The sequence below is a fragment of the Vibrio sp. YT-15 genome, assembly GCF_033337445.1.
Taxonomy (GTDB): Bacteria; Pseudomonadota; Gammaproteobacteria; order Enterobacterales; family Vibrionaceae; genus Vibrio; species Vibrio alginolyticus.
The window spans coordinates 255,624-277,949 of the sequence record NZ_JAWOQR010000001.1 but is presented as its reverse complement, the minus strand read 5'-3'; the positions used below and the strand labels follow the sequence as shown (position 1 = coordinate 277,949).

Sequence of the window (22,326 nt, the reverse complement as noted above, 5' to 3'; positions counted from 1 at the left end):
AAGTGGGGTGAGTGACATGAAACCGAATCCATCAAACAAGAAGCTCACAGTGAAGTTACTTTTGGCGACCCTGTTAATGTTTGGCTTCGGCTATGCACTGGTCCCACTTTATGACGTGATGTGCGACGCACTGGGAATCAATGGAAAGACAAGTGAAGTGGCCGTCATTCAACCGACAGGTATGCAACCGGACATGAGCCGAACTATTCGCGTGGAGTTTATGGCGCATGTCAGCCCAGATATGCCTTGGGAGTTTAGACCCAAAGTGATTTCGATGGATGTTCACCCAGGTGAAGTCGTGCAAACCGAATACCTTGCATTTAATGAAAGCGGGCAGAAGTTGGTGGGGCAAGCCGTTCCTTCTGTTTCTCCCGGGACTGGAGCTGCTTACTTCAACAAGATTGAGTGTTTTTGTTTTAACCAGCAGCCCCTGGATGGTAAACAGCAAGCTCAAATGCCGTTGATTTTTTATATCGAACCGGACTTGCCGGAGTCTATACACACGTTAACGCTGTCTTACACACTCTATAAACTTCCCCCTCCTACAGGCTCTTAGCCACTCAGGGAGAGAGATACAGACCAAGGTTGGTCAGTAAGGAGAAAAATTATGAGTAACAAGCCAGGAACATATTATGTTCCCGCTCAAAGTAGCTGGCCGATCATCGGTGCATTTGCTCTGTTTTTAGTGGCTGTTGGCGCAGGCATGACCGTCCAGGGGACACAAAGTGACAGTGCAGTGGGAACCATTGGTGGCATTGTGCTAGCGGTGGGCTTCTTGTTCTTGCTTTACATGTTGGCTGGTTGGTTTAGTAATGTGATTACTGAATCACTGAGTGGAAAATACAGCTCGCAAATTACTCGTTCTTTTCGCCAAGGAATGAGCTGGTTTATCTTTTCTGAAGTGATGTTTTTTGGTGCCTTTTTTGGTGCCTTGTTTTACGCCAGAATGATTTCTGTGCCTTGGTTAGGTGGGGCAGATAATAACTTCATGACCAACGAAGTCCTGTGGCCAACCTTCGAAGCGATGTGGCCACTCACACTGACACCGGGGGGAGAAACAACACAAGCTATGCCGTGGCAGGGCATACCCCTTACCAATACTATCTTGCTGCTATTGTCGTCTATTACGCTACATATGGCGCATATAAGCCTTGAACAAGACAAAAGAACGGCACTGATTGTTTGGTTAGAGATAACCATCGTACTTGCTGGCTTTTTCCTATATTACCAAGCGGTTGAGTATGTTCATGCTTATCAAGACATAGGGCTCACGTTGCAGTCCGGTATTTACGGTAACACGTTCTTCATGTTGACGGGATTCCACGGTTTACACGTTTGTCTTGGGACTATCTTCTTAATCGTGCTGCTGTTCAGAATCGCTAAAGATCACTTTTCGCCAAAGAACCATTTTGCCTTTCAAGCGGGCAGCTGGTATTGGCATTTCGTGGATGTGGTTTGGTTATGTCTGTTTGTGTTTGTTTACGTACTTTAGGCTCATTGTGAACTCTTGGTCCGACTAATAAGGGCGAGGGTTTGGTGCTAGCCAACCCGAGCTGAGCGCAATAAGCAAAAGGACGACCACCAAAGCGGAGAACATGACTCGACGGCCTAAGTAATGACTCATGGGTTTGTCTCTTTTTTCAGGATTATCTGGGTCTTCACGAACCATTTCGATAAGCGCTTTTGCGAGGTTGAAGATAATGAAAAGCAGCAAAAGGACAAGCGTCAGTTTGAATAGAAATACGGTGGACATGGCACCTCCGGTTTCATCATTGTTGTTATCAAGACAATTATGGCTATCGAAACGGTTTTGGGTTGCAGTTGGTTTAACTGTGGTTGTGTTTTCTCTTTTGGTCAAACTGGGTTTTTGGCAGTTTGAGAGAGGGCAAGAAAAACAAGCATTGGAACAAGCCATTCTCGCGCGTGCGGATAGTGCGTACCGAGCACTAAGCGTCGTTCTTGAAGACAACGACTGGCGAGAGGAAAGTATCCTCGGGAAAAAAGTGGAAGTTAATGTTGTTCCTCAGGCGTTTCCCGTAATTTTGTTAGACAACCAAACGCATCAAGGCAGTGTGGGATATTTAGCATTTCAGATTGTATTGACGAGCGATGAGCCTAGTGCCTATGCGTTATTGGAGCTTGGTTTTGTCGAGGGAAGAGCAGAACGCTCAGTGTTACCAACGGTCACCAAACTCGATAATTCGACTTTCATCACAGGACGCCTGTACCGAAAATCTACTAATCCACTGAGCTCAGAGTTAATGCCGGAAGTTGGCGATGTTATTCGCGTGCAAAACCTAAACATCGCGCAATTGAATCAGCTACTGAATATTGAACTTATGCCCGCAGTCTTGCAGCCAGACAATTTAACTCGTTGGCCCTATGACTTTCCTTGGAATCCATTGCCACTCAATAGTGCCAAACATTTTGGCTATTCGATTCAATGGTTTTCGATGGCAGGTGTTTTCTTATTACTGACTTTAATTGTTTTTGTTCGTTGGCAAAAAAAGTTGCGTCACATGGAGGTGAAGCATGACATCTAAAGTAACCAAAGGACGACTAATGTTGATTGCGCTGGTTTGTACGTTCGCGCTTCCCGCTGTCATTGCAAAAGTCATTCTCACACAAGGGTGGTATCAAAGCGGAGTGACCAATAGAGGCGAGTTAGTCGAACCATACACGACGTTAGAGCAACTTGGTCAAGAGTCACCTCTCAAAGACCATGGTTGGCAACTCGCTTATGTATTGCCTAACGAATGCACTGAAGAGTGTAAACAGCAGCTTTACCTGCTTCAGCAAAGCCATGTTGCTTTAGGTAAGTATCAAGAGCGAGTAGTGCCAGTCGTTTGGCAGACTGAGCATTCAGATCCCATAGAAGTATCGATGTTAGCGATGCAAATGAATGAATTGGTTACCGCAAAAGTGAAACCTGGGCAAATGTTGATCGTTGATCCTCTTGGGCAACTGGTGATGTCTTACTCGCCGAAACCAAATGAGGACTTAGTCCTATTGAATAAAGGTATGTTGGTGGACTTACGCAAGCTCTTAAAATTGTCACGAGTCGGTTAGAGGAAGTGCATATGAAATTAATTCAGTTGGTTAGATTCAGTTTGCTGCTAACTCTCGTGGTGATCATGTTAGGGGCATATACTCGCCTTTCAGATGCAGGGTTAGGTTGCCCGGATTGGCCTGGTTGTTATGGGCACTTTTCTGTGCCGCATCAAGAAGAAGACGTCATACGTGCTAACCTGAACTTCCCCGAGCGGGCAGTAGAGCATGAGAAAGCATGGCTTGAGATGATTCATCGCTATTTTGCAGGAACGTTAGGTTTAGTCATTTTTGCGATGGCTGCAATATCAGTAAGGTCTGAGCGTGTAAATTCAATCATTCCGATGTTGCTAAGCGTATTGGTGATTGGGCAGGCACTTTTGGGAATGTGGACAGTTACTCTTAAATTAATGCCCGTCATCGTGATGCTTCACTTGCTCGGTGGTTTTGTTTTATTGGCGTTACAGGCGATTTTTTACTGCCAATTAAAAGCGCAAAACAATCTCTATTTCTCTCCATCTTCTAGCTCTCTGAGAGGCTTTTCATTGTTGGTTTTTCTGGTTGTTTTGGTGCAAGTGCTCCTTGGAGGATGGACTTCGTCAAATTATGCTGCGCTGATGTGTACCACACTGCCGATTTGTGAGGGAGACTGGATGAGCCATCTCTCATGGAAAGAAGCGTTTTCTTTCTGGCAAACTGGATTCGAGAATTATGAATTTGGTGTTTTGGAGTATCCGGCAAGAATGACTATACACGTCACTCATCGTATAGGCGCTATTGTTACCGCCACCGTGGTATTGGCTTATAGTATTGGGCTTATGAGGCAAGATTCTCATCATTCACAGAGAATCGGAGGGTGGTTGTTATTCACTCTGGTGTGCCAAATTATGCTGGGTGTAAGCAACGTAGTATTTCAACTTCCTATCTATGTCGCGGTGGCGCACAACCTTGGTGCCGCTGTTATGTTGAGTCTCGTTTGTGTTAGTCAGTTTTACTTGTGGCAGGGTAAAACGGCTTGGAATTACACCGCGAAAGGAGTTCGCTATGAGTAAAGAAATCGCGCTGTCGTTAAATGGGCGAAAGCGACTAAGTTCCGTTTATTTGAAGTTAACGAAACCTAAAGTGGTGGCGTTAATGTTGGTGACGGCAGTAGTAGGGATGAGCTTAGCCCCGGTTGATGATTTCCCCTGGTTGCAGGCGGTAGTTGGCCTAACGGGGATTGGTCTGATGGCCGGGTCTGCGGCAGCGTTTAATCATCTAATTGACCGCCGAATTGATGCGAGAATGGCACGCACACACAAACGACCATTGCCATCGGGTGAGACTAAGCCATCATCGGTGATAGCCTTCGCTACAGTTTTAGGTGTCTTAGGGTTTGTACTTCTATATGCGATGGTCAACCCGCTGACGGCATGGTTGACTTTGATGAGTTTGCTCGGCTATGCGATGGTATACACAATGTACCTCAAACGTGCTACGCCCCAAAATATCGTCATTGCAGGGATTGCCGGTGCGATGCCGCCTCTTCTCGGTTGGACTGCTGTAACAGGGCAATTACATGCGAATGCTTGGCTGCTCGTGATGATCATTTTTATCTGGACGCCACCACATTTTTGGGCTCTCGCTATTCATCGTGTCGAGGATTACCGCAAGGTAGATATTCCCATGCTGCCAGTGACACACGGCATTGAGTACACCAAAACTTCTATTCTGTTGTATACGGTGCTATTGACTTTGGTTTGTGTTCTACCGGTTTTGGTTGGCATGGTCGGCGTGGTGTATCTTTTTGCCTCGCTACTACTCAATGTTGGCTTTATGTACCATGCATGGAAGCTAAAATATGCACCAGAGCCAAATACCGCGATGGAGACGTTTAAATTCTCTATCTATCATCTTTTGGCGTTGTTCATTGCATTGCTTTCGGATCACTATATTGGTTTTTAACCTCTCTTAAAACAGAAAACGCCGCGTGGTTCGCGGCGTTTTTGGTTTTGATACTTTGGCTTTAAGACAAAGCTTTCTAGATTTATTGAATTTCTAGCAGTTCAACATCAAAGATCAAAACACTTGCTGGTGGAATTGGGCCAGAGCCACTCTTACCATAGCCAAGCGTGCTTGGTACGAAAAGGCGGATTTTCTCACCTTCTACCATGTATTGTAGACCTTCTTGCCAGCCTTTAATGACTTGGTTAAGACCAAATGAAATCGGCTCACCACGATTAACAGAGCTATCGAATACCGTTCCATCAATCAAGGTGCCGTGGTAGTGTACTTTTACTTTACTTGTTGCAGTTGGGTGAACCTCACCTTCGCCTTTTTCAAGAACCATGTATTGAAGGCCACTTTCTGTTGTGATAACGCCTTCTTTTTTCGCATTTTCTAGTAAGAATGCTTGGCCTTTGGCAAAGTTTTCATCCGCTACTTTATGGTTTGTCCAAGTACGGTAAATGAAAAAGCCCGCCAAAATAAAAATAATAAGAGGAAACAAAAATTTAGACACGTAATCTCCTTGTCTATTTAGGTTGTTTTAGCAAAAAGTTGATGGTTTCTGCCATGGCTTCAACGCTGTCATGACCACCAGTAATCACTTGATATTTTCCGTTTACGATAAAGGCTGGAACGGAGTTAATTTGGCCGCGAGTCGTGATCGCTTCTGCCTTAGTGATGTACTCAAACAGCGTTTTTTGCTGTGCTTCATCTAAATGGTAAGGGCTGATAAGGTTGCGAGACTCAAAGGCTTTCTCTACGGCGATTTGGCGTTCCTCAGCCGTTGCATCGGCACCCATTTGCACAGCAGTAAAAAGATCCGCCATAAACGCTTTATCTGGTGTTGATTCAAGCTGCATTACGGCAGTATAGAAGATGATGGCGCTCACTTGTGCACTTTCATTGAACGTTACATGCATTTTTTCAACGCTTTGATCGGTCAATGATTCAATTTGAGGGACAAACTCTTCCATTGAGCGGCAGTGGCCACAAGTTAAAGAGAATGCTTCAGTCAGGGGAGCTAAATCATATTCTTCAAGGGATACTGGCAAAACTTCGTATTGTTTGCCTTGCTGAGGCTGACTCTTGCCGCTATCGCATGCCGACAAAGCCATTACGGCAACAACAACAGCAAAGCCTTTCGATATGGTTTTTAACATAGTAGTGCTCTAAATGAGAAATTTGCGTTAGTTTATCGGTTAACGATAGTGACTAAAACCATTAAATAACAATAAAGTGAGACCATTGGTAACAGACTTTGCCTGACGTATGGACTGTAAGGGTAGGGTATTTTAGTGTTGCGTTTTATTTGAGAGATGATTTTGCATTGACTCCAGTGGCATGAACGCTGCATAGACAAACCAGTCGGTGGACAAAAGCGCTAAAGATTCGGCGTGTTTTGTCGACACAATGAACAAGAGTTTTTCTACGTTGGTAATGGTATGAAGCATTGGTTTTTAATTGTTTGTGGCATTCTGGCCGGGTGCAGCAGCCTCGATCAAGATATGGTCCCTGGTGGGAACATTTTAGATACAGCTCCTAAATCAAACACTGAGCTGAGACACCCAGAGTGGGGATACCCGAGCGCATCCAATGTGGCTTCTTCCCCTCGTTCATATCAAACGGCGAGGGCGTCAGTAAAAAAGTCGCAAAACGTGACCTCTCTGGAAATGTTCCTGAGCAGGCATAACATTCCTCACGAGACGCTCAGTGGTGGTCACCTGATGATACGTTTGAAAGAGCAAGTGCATTTTCAAACGGGTTCTGCACGGTTATCTGCTCAATCTCAAGACTGGATTCGAAACATTGGTCACTATCTGGCTGGAAGAACTGATGTTGATGTCGTGATTGATGGTCATGCGGATAGCACGGGAGCTGAAAGCTTCAATGACACGCTATCTGAAAAGCGAGCTCGTGAAGTAGAAAAACAACTATTGGCGACGAGTATTCCACGTCAACGAGTGTTTTCTAGAGGCTTCGGAGAGTATGTACCGAAGTGCAGCAATGCGACAGCGAGTGGTAAAGCTTGCAATCGGCGCGTAGAGCTAACATTGATCGTGGATGAATAACGCAGACGTTAGGCGGTAATCTTCGTTGTGTTGTTCTCGCATACCCGTTATTTGCTTAGTGGAGTTTAAGTTCGGAGTTGAGCAAGAAGACTGAATAAGGAAAGCTCGCACGGCAACATTTAGCTAGAAAAAATAGAAAAGAGGCACCGTTAGGTGCCTCTTTTACATCCGCCAATGTTCATAGGGGGAACTTAGGCAAATTCTTTTTCAACGTAAGCGACGATGTCAGATGACTCGTATAACCACTGTGTCTCGCCATCTTTTTCGATACGAAGACAAGGGACTTTAACTCGCCCACCACCTTGCTCTAGTTCAGCTCGATGAGTCGGGTTATTTTTTGCATCACGTAGCTCAATGTTCACCGATTGACGCTTCATTGCACGGCGGACCTTTACGCAAAAAGGGCAGGCTTCAAATTGGTAAAGTGCGTATTGTTTCGCTTTTTCATCAATACGTTGCTGTTCTTCTGCGGTGCGCTTAATACCACGAGGTGAGAACACCGCGTTCAGCAATAAGATAACCTTGCCTAAAATCCAACGGATAAACTTCATAATGATCCCTTGATGTTCATTGGGTAATTGTCCTTTAAGAATGCAATCATGATGCTTGTTGCACTGAACGTGAAGTCTATCAGTTGTTTGAAATGGATAAAACCATGTATTTTATGCGGAAAATAGACGTTTAAACCAACCCCAAAAGCCACTTGCTGAAGCCGGACGGGCTTCTTTACCTTGATAAAAACTTTGCATGAGTTCGGTTCTGAATGCATCAACGTCCATGCGTTTTATGACAAGCTCATGCTGCAATGTATTTTGAGTCTGCTCGGCATGATCGTGCGCCAAGCTGAAATCCATATTTAAATAGCCTTGCGTGTATAACCAAAGGTGGGTGACTAAGATTAGGTCTTCAGCAGATTGGTTAGTAAACTTATCCGCGTGCTCATTACCCAAGGAGTCAGTCAGAACTTGCTGCATACGCTGGGTAGAGTGAGCATGTTGCTCGTAGTTAGCACTTGCTTCAATATGTGATTTGGTCAAAAGGCCAAGCAGGTGAAGAGTAGGTGCTGTTGTGGGTTTGTTCTCACAAACTTTTGTAAATAGTTGTGACTGTTCTTTTAACCAACGTCGCTTTGCTGCTTTATGTTCTTTAACAAAGGGGATTTCTTCAAATCCCATCTCTTGACTCAGTTCACTAAGAGACGTCATGGTTTTTTAGTTCCTTCACCGTTACTTCGATATGTTGATCATTGATATCAACAAAAATTGAGCTGCCAGTAATCATAACAGAAAGGCTAGTACCTCGGTCAAGGTGCTGACAAATCAAGTCGATAGCGTCATAGTCAAAGCTCTCTACGTTGACGGGAAGCATTGAGAACTTTCCTGACATTTTGTCCCACCAGACAGCCGCTTTGGTGTTATAAGTGTAAACTTTTACATGCTTTGCGAGGCGAGAAGCTTTCTTAATTCTGTCTGGTTCTGGTTCGCCAATTTCAATCCAGTGAGTAATGCTTTGATCATCGCCAACATGCCATAAATCAGGCTCTTCAATCGTAGAGAGTCCTTTTGTAAACTCTAGATTGCTTTGAGCATTTAAACAGTAAGCTAGAATGCGAGCCAACATTCGTTGCGGCTTTTCAGAAGGGTGAAGGGCGATAGTTAGATTTTTAGAATCGTAATAGTCATTATTCATATCGGAAATGGCGATACGAAATTTGTAAATGGTTGGTTTAAGAGCCATAGATTTATATCGTTTTGTTGGCAAAATAAGTTTTAGGCAAAAAAATAGCCAGCTTTAAAAGCTGGCTATCGTATCAAATTCTTTAAGAATTAAAGTACTTTGATTTGCTCTGCTTGAGGGCCTTTTTGACCTTGAGAGATAACAAATTCTACTTTCTGGCCTTCAACTAGAGTACGGAAGCCGTCACCAGTGATTGCAGAGAAGTGAGCAAATACGTCAGGGCCGTTTTCTTGTTGAATGAAACCGAAGCCTTTAGTTTCGTTGAACCACTTAACTGTGCCAGTAGCTGTGTTAGACATGTCTATTTCCTAAATATCTAAATAATGTAATCTTTCGCCTCAACGGCGCTTATAGCGTGGAAAAATAAATTGCTATTGCGTACCACAGGACGACGGGTTACAAGTAATCCAACGAAATGTGAAAACAAAGAACTTTCTTTCTAGCCGTGTTTGAGTCTAGGTTAATTCCACGAAGAGTCAACATATATTAGTGCTTTATGGACAAATATTTGTATTTAGTCACTATTTAACCAGCATGTTTTTGATTAAATTTCAAATAAATGACGGTGATGTGAAGTTTTTTAGCATAAAATTCAACTAAATCTATAAATTTGACTTATTTATATAATTATTGTCCAATCTGGTTCGACCATTAAGGAGGATTTATGGCAAAGCGTAAAATCAGTCCTCAACCGAGTGGCTCACAACATGAGACCGACTTCGGCAGAGGTGAAATCAAAGACAACGCGTTAAAAGCGGTTGTTACCAGTCAGCTGTTCCAAACACGAGTCGTTAAAGCGAAAAAAGGTAAAGGTAGCTTCAGCCGTAAAATGAAGCATAGAGGCAAAGAGCCCTATTCAAAGTTCTCCCCAAGGTGGATTTTGAATAGGGCTTTTTTATTGGTACTAGGTGTTTGCAAAACTGATGATATTCAATTTTTTAGTACCAGATAAGTTTTCCTAATTTATCATGTACTGCTTCAACTGCTTCAACTGCTTCAACTGCTTCAACTGCTTCAACTGCTTCAACTGCTTCAGCGAACCAAGCGTTGAAAGTACCAATTAAGTACTAAAACTTACTAAGTTAGATTCATATCAATAAGCGTCACTTCCTGTATTATGCAACTCTACTATATCTTTAGTCTAATCAAACAGCCGAGATTATGGTTTAAAAAGACTGGTGAGAAGTAGGTATGTCATCGACGAGTTATGGTACTTATGGTTGCAAATGTAAAAAAGCGTGTGCTTCTTTATTACTACTGTGGCTGTCCATTTGTCCGATGGCGCATGCGCACAAATCAGAGTCTCATTCTTTAATTGTTGCTAACTCCAAAGCGTGGAAGCCGTTCTCTTACCTTAGCCCAGATGGTGAACCTAAAGGTATTTTAATCGACTTTTGGAAAGAGTACGCGGCGAACAACCAAATTGACGTTCAGTTTCTCCTTTTGGATTGGGATGCTTCTTTGCAAGCCGTAAAAGAGGGTAAGGCTGACTTTCACGGAGGACTTGTCTACTCGCCCGAAAGAGCGAAGTATATGGACTTTGGCGCCGTCATAATGCCTATCCAAACCAAATTGTACGTAAATAAAGATGTACTTTCGGTTGATATCAGGAGTGTTTTAACTGGCGAAATGACGCTGCCAATTGGCGTTGTTAAAGGAAGTTACGAGTCTGAGTTTGTTCAGACGAATTATCCGAATGCACCTATCGCAGAATACATTAACAATGATTCGATGATACAAGCCGCCGTCGATAAAAAGGTGCTGTACTTTGTTGCAGACCTGCAAGTTGCTAACTTTTATATGGCAACCACGCCGGGAGCGGGTATGTTTGTCCCGACAATTAGCTTATATAGTAAAGATCTTCGGATTGCAGCAGGAATGCACAGTGCAACTTCCATTTTAGAGGTATCAAGAGCGTTTGAAAAAGTCATCGATACGGATCGTGAGCGGATCCTCACCCGTTGGAGTGTGGTGAAAACGGTTTATCCACTTTATCTTTTCCCTATTGCTATTTTCATTATGGCGATTGCAACGCTTTATCATATTTTTGCCCTCAAACGTATGGTTGCTCTTCGGACAAGGCAATTAACGATTGCCAATCAGCAATTGCTGGAGATGACGTTGACGGATTCTCTCACAAAGCTATACAACCGTAGACACCTGATTGAGCAATTGGCGCTACTGAATCATTTGAAGCGAAACTTAACGGTGATGGTGTTTGATATTGATGATTTTAAATCAATCAATGATCGATATGGCCACCTTGCTGGAGACCGAGCAATAGTTGCCATCGCAGAAGCCGCTAAGTCGATGACTGATGACCGAATGACATTGGCGAGAATTGGAGGAGAAGAGTTCGCACTCGTTACGTCGTCTCTGTCAGAGCGAGAAGCGCTCAATTTTTCCAATATGCTTTGTAAAGCCGTTTACGATCAGCCTGTTATACTGGGCGGACAAGCAATTCATTTGAGTATCAGTTTGGGCTGTGCTTACTATCCTGAGTTTACCCACATCGTGAGCTTGCAAGATGCTGACGAGTTGATGTATCAAGGTAAGTCTGAAGGAAAGAATCGTGCAGTTTTCCAAGTTATAACAGACTGTCAGCTTCAACCTGCGCTTCGTCAAGTGAATTAGAACTCGCTAATTCAACTGATACTTCAAACCATCCTCAAGCCTCAAAGTTTTAGTCAGAGTAACGTGGTAAGCGTTGACGATCACGTTGCGTTGTTTTCTTTGAGGCCAATTTGCGTACAAATACTATCACTTTCATATATATAACCCCCCACCTGCTCACGTTTTTATCATAGAAGCAGTAATTGTTTTAAAGTGATAAGTGATTTCTTGGTAAAGATCAGAACCCCTGTCTACACTCAGTGTAAAGTAATGCATATAAAGTATGATGCATACAGTGTTGTACAAAAACAATTAAAGAAGATAAGAAATAAGTTGGCTTGAGAAGGACGGGGAATGAACAACGAATGCTTTGCTAGGTTCCGAGCTGTCACGGATGAACTGTCAATGAAAGAATCGTTGTCAGTTGGGAAAGACCCTTATGCTCACTATCTCAAAGATATTGTGGGGATTGATTTGTTGTCTCGTGAAGAGGAGTTGCATTACGCCAAACTTAATCGAGCTGGTGATAAAGAAGCGCGCGAAATGTTGATTGAGTCTAATCTTCGACTTGTTGTGAAAATCGCAAAAGGTTACCTCAAACGGCCAGGTAATAACTTTACTCTGCTCGATTTAATAGAAGAAGGTAACATTGGTTTGATAAAAGCGGTCGATAAGTTCGATCCTGAGCCAGGCTACCGTTTTTCTACTTATGCGGTATGGTGGATTCGCGAGAATATAGAAGCGGCATTAATGAACAATGGCCGCACGGTACGTTTACCTGCTCATGTGTGCAAAGAGATAAATAGCCTGGCTTTAAAAAAGCTCGATGCGTCAAAAAGTGAGAGCAAGGAGTTGTCTATTTCTGAACTCTCACGCTGCTCAGGGGTGAAAGCAGAACGTATAGATGAACTTGTTGCTCTAAGTGGTTTTATTGATGTATCGACCACTGCGGACCTACATCGTGTTCCATTTGTTCTTGAACTGTGTGAAAGTGAGTATACGCCAGATCCACAACAAGACTGTGAAAACCAGTGCTTTACTCAAGCTATTGAAAATATTATTAAAACTTTGCCAATTAAGTTGCAGAAAGTCTTGATCCATCGATTCGGATTATTTGACCAGAGAGTGAAAACCTTGTCGGAAATAGGCCTGTTATTAAACGTATCTAACGAGCGTGTTCGTCAGATGCAGATAGAGGCGGTTGAACGCGTGCAGAAACGTCTCCGATTCGATGGTTGGGTTTAAGATTTTTAGCCCCTTATCCTAGCCGATTAATTTACTGGCTTGCTACTCTGTTCTTCCGTAAGTAACAGCAGCTCAAGCTGTGCTTTAGCTGCTGCCTCCAATCTCCATACACTCAATAATCGGTTAAGTGCTGCACGATAAGTACGACTTTTGAGTAAAAAAGCGAGCGTACTTGTGTAGTTGTTTACGACTCGCGCTTGTGTCTCGACCAATGCGGTTTTGTTTTCGATGTCGATGTGTTGAAGGTTAAAGTCAGGAAGAAACGCACACTCATACCATACCTCTACAATTTCACGAATTTCGAGTTCTTCTTCAGGCACGTCGAAGTCTTGTAAATGGTAGTTTTCTGGTATTGTTGATAAATAAACCACATCCAATTTGTCTGCAACAAATGTATACATCGGATTCCTTAGTGTACGCGCTTACAGAGTAAATAGTCTCATCGTTTACATTTTTGTCAATGACCGTGCTCAAGTATGAATGATGAACCACACCACATTCCGAACTTAACTTAGACTTTTTAAGTACTTATCGGTTAACCCGAAATACTTCAGGTTGCCATCTGGCTCCAAGACTAAGCTCATATTGGATGTAGAGATCATGCCCGGATCATTCGTTGAGAAAATAACGGTCTTATTGAGTAGTTTGTCGCTAAATAACCGCTTGAAATAGTGGGAGTTTTCTTGCTCTGCACCATTAAATGGCTCGTCAATGATAATCAAAGATTGTTCGCAGTTGCCTAGCCCTAATGCGAGCCGCAGTCTTTGTTGAATACCATTTGGTAAACTTTTACAGATATCAACGCTCAATTGAGTGTCCAGGCCTTGTGGTAACCATGTATCGAGCTCAAAGAAACTCACCATTTCACGCATTTTTTCTGTTGGGATTAATCCATTATGCAAGATGAAGTTAGTCTCCAAGGAGCCTTCAAAAATATGCAGGTTAAACGGGATGTAGTTAATCGAGGTTCGATAGCGGTAACTGTTGAACTGTTTGATGTTATAACCGTCCACCGAAACTGAGCCTTGATAGCGTTCCTCTAGCCCAGCGATAATAGAGATGAGCGTCGTTTTACCGCAACCTGTTGGTCCACAAATCACGACTTTTGCGCCCGGTGGAATTTTAAAACCAAGATTAGTTAAGCCTGTTGCCGCACCACTATAACGATGGCTCACACCAGAGCCGACGATACTACCTTGAAAGAGGCGAATAGGGGGGCTTTTCTCTAACGTTAGCTTATCGTCATTCATCGCCATAAGGTTGTTGATTTGCGCAGAAGACGCCTTAATGGATTGGAACTTAGAAATAGAGTTGTAGATGCCCATAATAGGCCCCAACGCCTTCCAGACTAAAATTACGGTAGCAAGCATTGCACCTGCATCGGAGGTGCCGTCCATCACGCCGATAACGGCCGCGACGATACTTGCGGTACCAATAACCTGAATCAAACTCCCGCCTGCTGCCTGAACCCTGCTATTAGTCACTGAAACATGTTCTGCATCGTTGGTGCTTTGTAAATGCGATGCGCTAAAGCGGGACTGGATAACACGCAATAATGGCAAGCCTTGGATGGTTTTTATACCACGAAGAATCTCATTCCATTGGTAAGAAACCATGGCGTTGGCGCGAGAGCTCTTGGACGTGGCTTGCGAGTAGATGTAACGAGAATAAACACAGAACACCAACATTAGAATCAACCCCGCCATAACGACTAGCGCTGCGGTACCAGACATAAGAGCAATGGCAATAATGAATACGATAACAAACGGCATGTCGAAGTAGCTTAATGTTGACTCTGCGGTTACCAAACGGCGGAAAGTGTCGATGTCCTTCAATCGTGCTAACTGAGAAGAGACACCAGCGGTAGATGTCATCGAATAAGGAAGCCACAACAGTTTGGATATTACGTTTTGAGAAATATGCACCGCCAAATCCTTTCCTGATGTGGCGATGATGTTGACCCGCATTTTCTTGAAAAAGTATTCCGAGAACCCAACAATCACAGCAAATAACGTGAGCCAATAAAGCGTGGCTTGCGAGCTAGAGGTTAAGGCGAAGTTGTACACACTCATAATAAAAAAGGGCTGGAGTGCGCCGAGAATGCTGACCACGAAGCTGAGAATAATCAGGCTTTTGAGTTCATTGTTGTAGCGATAAAACGCGTATTTAATCCAGTTACTGCGGTCTTGAGATTCAGGTGGCGGTTCTCGGAATAAGCGGGAGTATTCGCTGATCGAGACCAACAAGCACGGCTTCTTGCAGAGCGGGTATTCAATGGTGTTGTTATTGGTGTAATCAAACAGGATCAGTTTGCCGTCTTTGGTGCCCAAGAAAATCGCAGTGAGGTTTTCTATCTCGATAAAACAAGGATGAGGGTGCCCCTCGATGTGCTCCAACGTTTTTAATTTGGTGACGTCACAACGGTAACCAAGGCGTTCAATTGTGGCTATAAAACTGTCGCTGTCTTTTGGTTTAGGGATAAAAGCGTCACTGAGGATAGAAGGCGTGCCTTCCCATTCAAGCGCAATGAGGGTGTAAGCTAAACCACGAATCAAAGGTGACTGATTGTATCGCTCATCATAACTGCGAGCCTCAAAGTCCAACAAGCGCTGAGGGACATTATTAAAATCAACCAAAATACTCATTGGTCACCTCCGGTAAGTTTGACGCGTTTGAGGCGATGATTGAGTTTGTCCATCTTATTGCTGACGATGATGAGTATTTTGTCGTTGGCGCGATAGGCGGTGCTGGTCAAAACCAATCGAGCAAAGTCGTCATCATAAACACAGTCGATGTCGTCGAAGATCAACACACGTTTGTTCGCGAGTAAGGCACGCACTAACAACAAGGCATAAGCGACTTGGCGCGAGAATGGGTTGCGTAAATGTCCTTTAAGCTCGGTGTAAAAACCAGCGGGAAGGGCATCGATTTGTGCCTTGATGTTCATGGTTTCGCAAAGCGCAAATGCCGTGTTATTTAAGCTCGGGCGGAAACAAGTCAAGTTGTCGATGATGGTGCCTTCGACGAACGAACTGGTTTTGTCGACCATGAGCACGCTATTACGCCAGACGTTGTAGTTAACGTCATCCAATGGTGTCTCGTTGATTTGGATATCGAGCTTGGCGTCGGTGTTTTGTCGCGTAATGCAATTCGCGAGGTGGGTTTTGCCTGCGCCGCTTTTCCCTGTTAGCAAGTAAGCCTGACCACGTTCAAACTCGATGCGTTGCTTTTCCGAATACTTCACCGAGATGCGCTCGACTTCTGTCGTGTCATTTTGTTGTTCTACAGATGCAGCAAGTTCAAGCAGCTCGGCGATACGTTGAATATGAAGCTTGTTCAACTCCCATCGACTCACCGTGCGCATTACTTGCTGGTATGGCGCGAAGTAGCGGTTGGTAAGCATGATGATGGCAGCCATGATGCCTTGGCTAGATTGCATGTTGATAACTGCCGTTGCCAAAACTACCACCACACAAGCAATGGAGAGCTGTTGTATGAGCGACAAGATAAGGCTGAAGTTCGATTCGATTTGCTCGTATTTGATGTTCTCGACTTCACGCTCTTCCACCATTTGTGTCATGAGGCTCTCAACGCGATATTCCATATTGCGCGCTTTGATATCGAGTGGGCTAGAGATGATCTCGATGATTTTAGAAGTAGTTAAGCCTTCGATGTCGGATTTGTTTTCTAAGCTGTTGATTTTTTGCTTGGAAAGACTGAGTGCGAACACCGCCAAAATGATGGAGGCGAGCAAGATAGTCACTCCCGCCCAAATGTTGATCAGACCGATAATCAGAATGGTCAGTATGCTGACGGCAAGGTTGATCAATGCCCGTACAGATTCTCCGCCAAAGAAGGATTTAATCTCTGGAATGGTGGCAATACGCTCTAAGTATTCACCGGGTTCTAGGCGACGAAACTTCGATATCTCAGCCAAACAGATGGATTGAAACACCTTGTTGGTTAAGTTGGTTTCGAATTGCTTCATGATCACCGACGAAATCTTCTCTTCCTGATTCTTTAAGTGATAGTCGAGGAAGATAGTGATCAAGATAATGGCAAACAGAAGAAACAGCGTGTCTTTGGCTTGGTTAGGTAAAACTCGGTCAAAAATAATCAGTATCGAAAAGGGCAGCACTAAACCAAACAGCGTCGAGATGACCGTCGAGAAAGTCAGGTAACACTTGTCAGCAAAGTTAATCTTCTGGGAAAAATGCTCAGTTTGCATTGCGACCTCCTTTCTTAATCGATGGTTTGGAGAGAAGGTGTTTTGGAACTAAGTCTTGATTGCTTCTGCCTTCGATATCGCTCATTAACTGCATGATGCTTTCGATGGATTGCACCGACAGCATGCCTTTGATTTGCTCAAGATTGATCGATTCAATGATGTAGTCATAACGCGCGCTCTCGTAATCACGTAGCGCGCTGAACAGTTTACTTTCCGCTGCCAGTAAGTCGGTAATGGTTCGCGTACCAAGCTGGTAGGCGCGCTGAATGCCTTTGTAGGAGGCGTAGTTTGCACGAATGATGTTCTCGTAACTGCTAATAGCTCGGGAGAAGTCGTTAATGTTGAGTACCGAGGTGTTAACGCTATTGCGCGTCGTGAACAACGAATCTTGGTACAGCAGCTCGGTTCGCTCGATGGCAGTCGACGATTTTTGATAACCGTAGTAATCCGAACCGCCGGAGAAAATCGGCACATTCAAGTTCAAACCGACGCTAGTGGAGTTACTGTCCCCTGTTGCGGTTGGGTCGGTTCGGTCATAGTTGTTCGCATCGTCGTAACGGTAACTGGCAGAGAGCGATACGGTCGGCACAAAGTTTGAACCGCTTTCTTTCAAGCCTCTTCGGCTTCGCTCTACGGTCTTCTTCGCAACCAATAAGTCGTTATTTAGCTTCAAAGCTTGTTCAAGAATCGCGCGTTGTTCGGATTCGCTGATTTCCTCCAAGGGAACACTTTCGTAGATGTCTTGTGATGGGGTGACTGGGTATTGAACTTGAATCTCTAAACCGTTCAAAATTACGCGCCGGTCTTTCTCTAAGGTTCTTAAGCGATTGGCAATGCCTTCTTTCTGGGCAATTACCTCATACAACTCGCTCGCCGCAGTGTTGCCAAGTTCCACGTTGCGACGCATTTGGCGCTCACGTGTTTCAGACGATTTAAGTTCTACTTGGGTGGCTTTGATTTGCGCGTTGTTTTTGAGGTATTCGAAATATTGCGTCGCGATTTCAGAAATGGTGCTCTGGATTTTGTTCTCGTGTTTGATTTCCTCAATGTTGAAATCCAGCTTCGCGGTGCCGTATTTGAAGATGTCGCCAAGGTTAAACACCGATTGCGATAAAGACACGCTGTAGCTGTTTGAATTGTAGCTTGAACGTGTATCCGGTGTTCCTGTTAATATGGTCTCGTTTTCATTCCACGTGGTATCAGCGGCACCGTTTAAAGAGGGCAGGAACTTAGAACGGCTAATGTCGATGTTGTATTCGTTTTCTTCTACGCCTTTGTCACTAGCGCGCAGAGATAAATTGTTTTCCAAGCCGAGCTTGACCGCCTCAAGCAAGGTGGTCGCCATTGCCGAAGGAGCATTGCTCAATGTAAGCGCTGCCAATACGCAGCTAGTTAAGTTTCTGTACCGCAACATACTTGTTGATCACCTTGATGATTTCGTCGTTTTTATAAGGTTTGCTGATCACATAATCCATTCCAGCTTCGATACAAGCTTGGTGTTCATTACTGCTGGTCAATGCTGTCGCACCTATAATGGTGCAAGGGTTCTGTCCGCTCTCTTGTTCGTATTGTCGAATGCGTTTGGTCGCTTCAATGCCGCCCATGCCCGGCATGATGCAGTCCATAAAAATGATGTCTGAGCGCTGATTCATGAAATGCTGAACGGCGTCTGCGCCATCGCCAACGGTGTCGGCTTCGTATTCTTGCTTGCTCAAAATACGTTTGAGTAGAATCTGTTGAACACGGTCATCCTCCACAATCAGGAATGAGCTGTTCTCCATCTGTTCTTCAGAGGCTTCCGCTTCCATGATTGCTAATAGGTTAGGGATGAACTCATACGGAATCGCAGGGGAGTTCAGAATCTTGTCGACAAAGGTATGACTCTCTTGTGCTTGCTGAGTGCTAGTGACTGAAAGCAACAACTTGGTGTTCGGGTGATTGCGCAGTTGCGATTTCACCGTTTTGCTCAGTGAGGGCAGCTTGTTTGGCTCGAACGTGTCGGTCAGCATGATGGCATCGTATTCGCCAAAGGTTTTTGCCGCAGAGAAGAGTTCGTTCGGAGTTCGAATTGGCGTAATCTCTAAGCCCAAGTTGACTAACATTTTGTTCATCACATCAATGCGCAGCTGAGAGTTGGCACACAGTAATAGGCGCTTATTGTCGAAGCGAGTTTTTTCGGTGTGGAAGCTTTTGGCTTTTAAATCGAGCTGAATTTGAAAACGTTCCTGATTGCCCGATTGATACCAATGGCTCTCGTAATAGCCGTAATCTTTCAGTACGCTTTTCGCCAAATCGTCTTTGGTTGCGGTGTGCTGTTTATGGTCGCTCCAGTGTAGGGTATTGAGCTTGGCAAACGGCACATCCAGTGTGGTTAAGAAGTTTAGATTGATGGTCAGGCGAGTGTTTTCAATGTCTGACGCCGCGCCTGACTCAATGGTGACAAACAGTTTCTTATCGGCTTTGAGTTGGATGGCATTCGATAACTGTAGGAACAACACCCAGAATAAGCTGGTGGATTGTCCTTCAACACGGTTTGGTAGGTTATCCGAGATAAAGCAGTCTAGCTCACCTTCATTTCGCTGCACTTTGGAACTGATGTGAATCATCAATTCAGACAGCACATTAAGCAGTGAAAACTCTTTCGATTTGCTCTCAGTTCCTTGTGAAATGAGTCGGTTGTAGTTCTCTGCCAATTCAGACAGGGTATTGGCAGCCGACGTTATATCTTGCGCCATCAACACGCCGCTCTCATCGGTCTCTTGTACGAGGTATTGCACGCCGCCGTTAATGGTGTTGGTGATGCCTCGAATCTCGTAACCAATCAGAGCATAGAGTTGCTTGTAGAGATCGTTATTGCGTTTTTGCTCTTCGAGTTTGCTGAAAATCAGTTTTAGGTGAGAGTAGATCTGACGCTGCTTCGGATTGATGCTCACTTCATTGAGCAACTCTTCCAGCCTTTGTAAATCCAGTTGTTTGAGCTCTTGATACAGCCCATCAAATTCTTGGTCAATATCGCGCTCATTTGAACTGGATTTTCTCAGTTTAAGGATCGCCACTAAATTCGATAGAACGGCGATACCAACCAGTACGACAACGACCACAAACAACCAAATGAAGAACTCGTTTTTCTCCATCATTAGGTCGCTCGCATGGTTGTTAAATATGGTCCGGTAGTTGTCGTCCATTTGTAGGTAGTTATTGGTGAGCGAGAGGTACAGTGCCAACACATCGTCGCGTGTTTTTTGGCTGTCTGAGAAGCGATTGATTGCCAGTTCAAGCTGCGTGTATTCGGTCGCGCCCACCAAGCTAAACTCGGTTTTGTTGAGTGACGCGAGCGACTTAAATTGGTCAATTTCGTCTTTCAGAACCTCAAAATCAAGCTCTGTTGTACTGCAATAACGTGCGCTTAAACAGCGTTGAAGCGTTTGAATATCAAACTCGATAGTTTGGTTGAGCTGTTGAGCTTGAACTAACAGAGGCGCGTTTTGCACTTTCTCGACTGAATCCACTTTTTCCCAAGAGATATACAAATAAAAGGCGAGGGCAGCCAGCATCAAGCTGAAAGCAATGCTTAGGCGCATAACAGGAACGGAAATATTGTAAGAAGGTTTGCTACTCATCCATCACCTCTCATCGAATGCGTCTTCGATAGCCGACATAACCGGCTTCGCTGCGTATTCGATAACCCGGCGTGAGCCTGTTTTTACATCTGCTGTAAACTCCATATAGGGGGACAGCTTGTATTGTGTGCCTCCGCGCTCTAGATAGTTTTGACTGATTTGGATTTCCGCGAGGTAGAATTCAGCGTCTTCTTCTTCATAAGAAGAACGGCTGATCGATGCAATTCGACCTTCCAAAAATCCGTATTTGGCAAAGTTGTAGGTATCCATCTTCACTTTGACCGCTTGTCCGATTTCTACAAAACCCATGTCTTTACGCGGGATCTTCGCCTCTCCATGAAGGGCGTTATTGATCGGTGCAATGTCCGCGATGCTTTCACCTGGCGGTATCACAGCGGAGCGGAAGTTGAAGTGCACTTTATCTACTACACCGTCAATAGGGGCGTAAACCACGAGGCGATCCACTTTATCTGAGTGTTGAGGACGTAATATACGTTTCAACTTTAAGTCCTTGTTTGCTTGAATGATTTGTGCTTGATACTCGGCATTACGATTCTCCACCAAGTCTCGGTACTGCTTCTCTAGTTTGTCGAGTTGGAAGCGCTCATTCATGACCGACTCATCAAGGTTTTCAATCTCACGCACCATGTTTGACTCTTGAACCTGCATATTCAGAACATCGACGTAAGACGCCATTTCCTCTTTGTACAAGGTGTTCTTAATATTGAGCTGCTTGCGTATCAAGGAGAGCTGGTTCTCGGAGCTTTTACGGCGCTTGAGCATTGAATCAATAAGCGAATTCTTATGTTGGATATCGTGAGTGATCAACTCTTCATTGGAACGGTTTTTAGAAAATTCTTGCTGCCAGGTATTCATGTTGACTTGCACTAATTCTGGGTACTTTTCGATGTAGGCAGAAAAATCGGGTTCCACCATATCGCGCAGGCTTTCGTAACGAATCTTGTCTAGCTCAAGCTGAATGATCTCTGTGTTTACCGTATCAAGTTGAGTGTTTCTATCCAGAGAGCGAAGGCGTGCAATAGGCTGACCTTCATAAACCACTTCGCCTTTGCGCACTAGCATTTCTTCTAGAATACCGCCTTCAAGGTGTTGCACTTTTTCGATGTCAGATTCGAGCAATAGCTCACCGCGCACCGACACCACAATGTCGATACGAGCCTGAGATGCCACGGCGATAGCCACCATGGAAAGCAAAAAGATAACCAGCAAGGTTTTGTGTACGCTGGTCATTGCACTGGCTAGCACGATTGTATCGTCTGCTGTTACCTTCGAAGCTTCGTTGTTCGAAACGAGCGCCTTTTTGAGGTGATGTTCTATTTGCTTATTACTCATGAGCCACCCCTACGATTCACTACCTGTGCGGCTATCGATTGAATTTTCGATTTTTAACAGCTGGCTAATTTGTTTGTTTACGTTGTTAAGCTCGGTTTTAACGTCCTCGATCAATTCATTAGGAGCAGGGAAATGGTGTTTGTTTAAGTGTTCAATCTTTGCCAATTTTGGTGGTAAGTCGTCATCACATAACAAGACGAGAATGGTCTTTAGTCTTTTTGAATAACATCTGAGTGCTTCAAAACGGTTTTGTTTATGCAGCATCTCAATATCAATCCCTGCGTCACTGAAATCTTGGTAAAAATCGCCTAATAGCAATTGCAGCCCTTTATGGCTGTTGTCGACTGAGCGCAACAGATTTGTCATATTTATCATTATCCCACCGCACTAATTGCTTTAATGACAACAAGTAAGGATCTTTATACTG

Annotated in this window: 24 protein-coding genes; 10 read left to right on the top strand and 14 right to left on the bottom strand. The window is 44.2% G+C overall.

The window, feature by feature from the left end; translation table 11 throughout:
• The first annotated feature begins 16 nt into the window (after positions 1 to 16).
• On the top strand, positions 17 to 556 hold the full coding sequence (locus R7D93_RS01150) for a cytochrome c oxidase assembly protein (protein ID WP_225496291.1): 540 nt from the start codon (positions 17 to 19) through the stop codon (positions 554 to 556).
• A gap of 51 nt (positions 557 to 607) precedes the next feature.
• Positions 608 to 1,492 carry a cytochrome c oxidase subunit 3 gene (locus tag R7D93_RS01145; protein ID WP_213903487.1) on the top strand — a complete coding sequence of 295 codons (885 nt, stop codon included), beginning with the start codon at positions 608 to 610 and terminating at the stop codon, positions 1,490 to 1,492.
• Between the two features lie 24 nt (positions 1,493 to 1,516).
• Here R7D93_RS01145 and R7D93_RS01140 read toward each other — a convergent pair whose 3' ends face one another.
• Positions 1,517 to 1,753: a DUF2909 domain-containing protein gene (locus tag R7D93_RS01140; protein WP_005375504.1), complete on the bottom strand. Its 237-nt coding sequence runs from the start codon at positions 1,751 to 1,753 to the stop codon at positions 1,517 to 1,519.
• On the opposite strand from R7D93_RS01140, the gene R7D93_RS01135 reads away from it, so the two are divergent.
• The 4 genes from R7D93_RS01135 to cyoE are packed head-to-tail and all read left to right on the top strand — an operon-like array spanning position 1,752 to position 4,992.
• Entirely contained in the window at positions 1,752 to 2,543 is a 792-nt protein-coding gene (locus tag R7D93_RS01135; RefSeq protein ID WP_033906819.1) for an SURF1 family protein, read from the top strand. The two genes, R7D93_RS01140 and R7D93_RS01135, sit on opposite strands and share 2 nt — an antisense overlap.
• Entirely contained in the window at positions 2,533 to 3,069 is a 537-nt protein-coding gene (locus R7D93_RS01130; RefSeq protein WP_086047291.1) for a cytochrome oxidase biogenesis cluster protein, read from the top strand. The genes R7D93_RS01135 and R7D93_RS01130 overlap by 11 nt, the downstream gene beginning before the upstream one ends.
• Positions 3,070 to 3,080: 11 nt before the next feature.
• Positions 3,081 to 4,100 (top strand): COX15/CtaA family protein, encoded by a 1,020-nt coding sequence (locus R7D93_RS01125; protein WP_086047292.1) that lies wholly within the window; start codon positions 3,081 to 3,083, stop codon positions 4,098 to 4,100.
• The gene (gene cyoE, locus R7D93_RS01120; RefSeq protein WP_005375639.1) at positions 4,093 to 4,992 is read left to right on the top strand and encodes a heme o synthase; all 900 of its coding nucleotides are present in this window, start codon (positions 4,093 to 4,095) and stop codon (positions 4,990 to 4,992) included. The genes R7D93_RS01125 and cyoE overlap by 8 nt, the downstream gene beginning before the upstream one ends.
• An 82-nt stretch (positions 4,993 to 5,074) precedes the next feature.
• Here the strand turns inward: cyoE and R7D93_RS01115 are convergent, their stop codons facing one another.
• Positions 5,075 to 5,548, bottom strand: a complete 474-nt coding sequence (locus R7D93_RS01115; RefSeq protein WP_005375638.1) for an FKBP-type peptidyl-prolyl cis-trans isomerase — start codon at positions 5,546 to 5,548, stop codon at positions 5,075 to 5,077.
• 13 nt (positions 5,549 to 5,561) lie between these two features.
• Positions 5,562 to 6,194: a thiol:disulfide interchange protein DsbA/DsbL gene (locus R7D93_RS01110; RefSeq protein WP_005375635.1), complete on the bottom strand. Its 633-nt coding sequence runs from the start codon at positions 6,192 to 6,194 to the stop codon at positions 5,562 to 5,564.
• Positions 6,195 to 6,476: 282 nt separating this feature from the next.
• On the opposite strand from R7D93_RS01110, the gene R7D93_RS01105 reads away from it, so the two are divergent.
• Positions 6,477 to 7,103, top strand: coding sequence for an OmpA family protein (locus R7D93_RS01105; RefSeq protein WP_025768460.1), 627 nt, complete (start codon positions 6,477 to 6,479; stop codon positions 7,101 to 7,103).
• A 191-nt stretch (positions 7,104 to 7,294) separates the two neighbouring features.
• Here R7D93_RS01105 and R7D93_RS01100 read toward each other — a convergent pair whose 3' ends face one another.
• The 4 genes from R7D93_RS01100 to R7D93_RS01085 all read right to left on the bottom strand — a co-directional run bounded on the left by R7D93_RS01100 (position 7,295) and on the right by R7D93_RS01085 (position 9,139).
• Positions 7,295 to 7,654, bottom strand: a complete 360-nt coding sequence (locus tag R7D93_RS01100) for a glutaredoxin family protein (RefSeq protein ID WP_005375631.1) — start codon at positions 7,652 to 7,654, stop codon at positions 7,295 to 7,297.
• A gap of 111 nt (positions 7,655 to 7,765) precedes the next feature.
• On the bottom strand, positions 7,766 to 8,308 hold the full coding sequence (locus R7D93_RS01095; protein ID WP_005375629.1) for a hypothetical protein: 543 nt from the start codon (positions 8,306 to 8,308) through the stop codon (positions 7,766 to 7,768).
• Complete coding sequence (locus R7D93_RS01090) at positions 8,295 to 8,840, bottom strand: YaeQ family protein (protein WP_005375627.1); 546 nt, start codon at positions 8,838 to 8,840, stop codon at positions 8,295 to 8,297. The genes R7D93_RS01095 and R7D93_RS01090 overlap by 14 nt, the downstream gene beginning before the upstream one ends.
• Before the next feature lie 89 nt (positions 8,841 to 8,929).
• Positions 8,930 to 9,139, bottom strand: coding sequence for a cold-shock protein (locus R7D93_RS01085; protein ID WP_005375625.1), 210 nt, complete (start codon positions 9,137 to 9,139; stop codon positions 8,930 to 8,932).
• Positions 9,140 to 9,504: 365 nt separating this feature from the next.
• On the opposite strand from R7D93_RS01085, the gene R7D93_RS01080 reads away from it, so the two are divergent.
• From R7D93_RS01080 to R7D93_RS01070, 3 genes are all read left to right on the top strand, one after another.
• A complete protein-coding gene (locus R7D93_RS01080) occupies positions 9,505 to 9,792 on the top strand; it encodes an alternative ribosome-rescue factor A (protein ID WP_017821594.1) in 288 nt (95 codons plus the stop codon).
• Positions 9,793 to 10,031: 239 nt separating this feature from the next.
• Positions 10,032 to 11,474 (top strand): diguanylate cyclase domain-containing protein, encoded by a 1,443-nt coding sequence (locus R7D93_RS01075; RefSeq protein ID WP_213867815.1) that lies wholly within the window; start codon positions 10,032 to 10,034, stop codon positions 11,472 to 11,474.
• A 333-nt stretch (positions 11,475 to 11,807) separates the two neighbouring features.
• Positions 11,808 to 12,698, top strand: coding sequence for an RNA polymerase sigma factor RpoD/SigA (locus R7D93_RS01070; protein WP_213867814.1), 891 nt, complete (start codon positions 11,808 to 11,810; stop codon positions 12,696 to 12,698).
• A gap of 26 nt (positions 12,699 to 12,724) precedes the next feature.
• Here R7D93_RS01070 and R7D93_RS01065 read toward each other — a convergent pair whose 3' ends face one another.
• The 7 genes from R7D93_RS01065 to R7D93_RS01035 all read right to left on the bottom strand — a co-directional run bounded on the left by R7D93_RS01065 (position 12,725) and on the right by R7D93_RS01035 (position 22,277).
• Positions 12,725 to 13,099 carry a hypothetical protein gene (locus R7D93_RS01065; RefSeq protein ID WP_064369162.1) on the bottom strand — a complete coding sequence of 125 codons (375 nt, stop codon included), beginning with the start codon at positions 13,097 to 13,099 and terminating at the stop codon, positions 12,725 to 12,727.
• Positions 13,100 to 13,204: 105 nt separating this feature from the next.
• The gene (locus R7D93_RS01060) at positions 13,205 to 15,343 is read right to left on the bottom strand and encodes an ATP-binding cassette domain-containing protein (RefSeq protein ID WP_053809549.1); all 2,139 of its coding nucleotides are present in this window, start codon (positions 15,341 to 15,343) and stop codon (positions 13,205 to 13,207) included.
• Entirely contained in the window at positions 15,340 to 16,926 is a 1,587-nt protein-coding gene (locus R7D93_RS01055; RefSeq protein WP_213867813.1) for an ATP-binding cassette domain-containing protein, read from the bottom strand. Before R7D93_RS01055 ends, R7D93_RS01060 begins: the two co-directional genes overlap by 4 nt.
• Positions 16,916 to 18,340 carry a TolC family protein gene (locus R7D93_RS01050; RefSeq protein ID WP_225496289.1) on the bottom strand — a complete coding sequence of 475 codons (1,425 nt, stop codon included), beginning with the start codon at positions 18,338 to 18,340 and terminating at the stop codon, positions 16,916 to 16,918. The genes R7D93_RS01055 and R7D93_RS01050 overlap by 11 nt, the downstream gene beginning before the upstream one ends.
• Entirely contained in the window at positions 18,315 to 20,546 is a 2,232-nt protein-coding gene (locus tag R7D93_RS01045) for a response regulator (RefSeq protein ID WP_225496287.1), read from the bottom strand. Before R7D93_RS01045 ends, R7D93_RS01050 begins: the two co-directional genes overlap by 26 nt.
• Positions 20,547 to 20,549: 3 nt before the next feature.
• Positions 20,550 to 21,899, bottom strand: a complete 1,350-nt coding sequence (locus R7D93_RS01040; RefSeq protein WP_033906830.1) for an HlyD family type I secretion periplasmic adaptor subunit — start codon at positions 21,897 to 21,899, stop codon at positions 20,550 to 20,552.
• Between the two features lie 9 nt (positions 21,900 to 21,908).
• Positions 21,909 to 22,277 carry a hypothetical protein gene (locus R7D93_RS01035; RefSeq protein ID WP_025998718.1) on the bottom strand — a complete coding sequence of 123 codons (369 nt, stop codon included), beginning with the start codon at positions 22,275 to 22,277 and terminating at the stop codon, positions 21,909 to 21,911.
• Positions 22,278 to 22,326 lie beyond the last annotated feature (49 nt).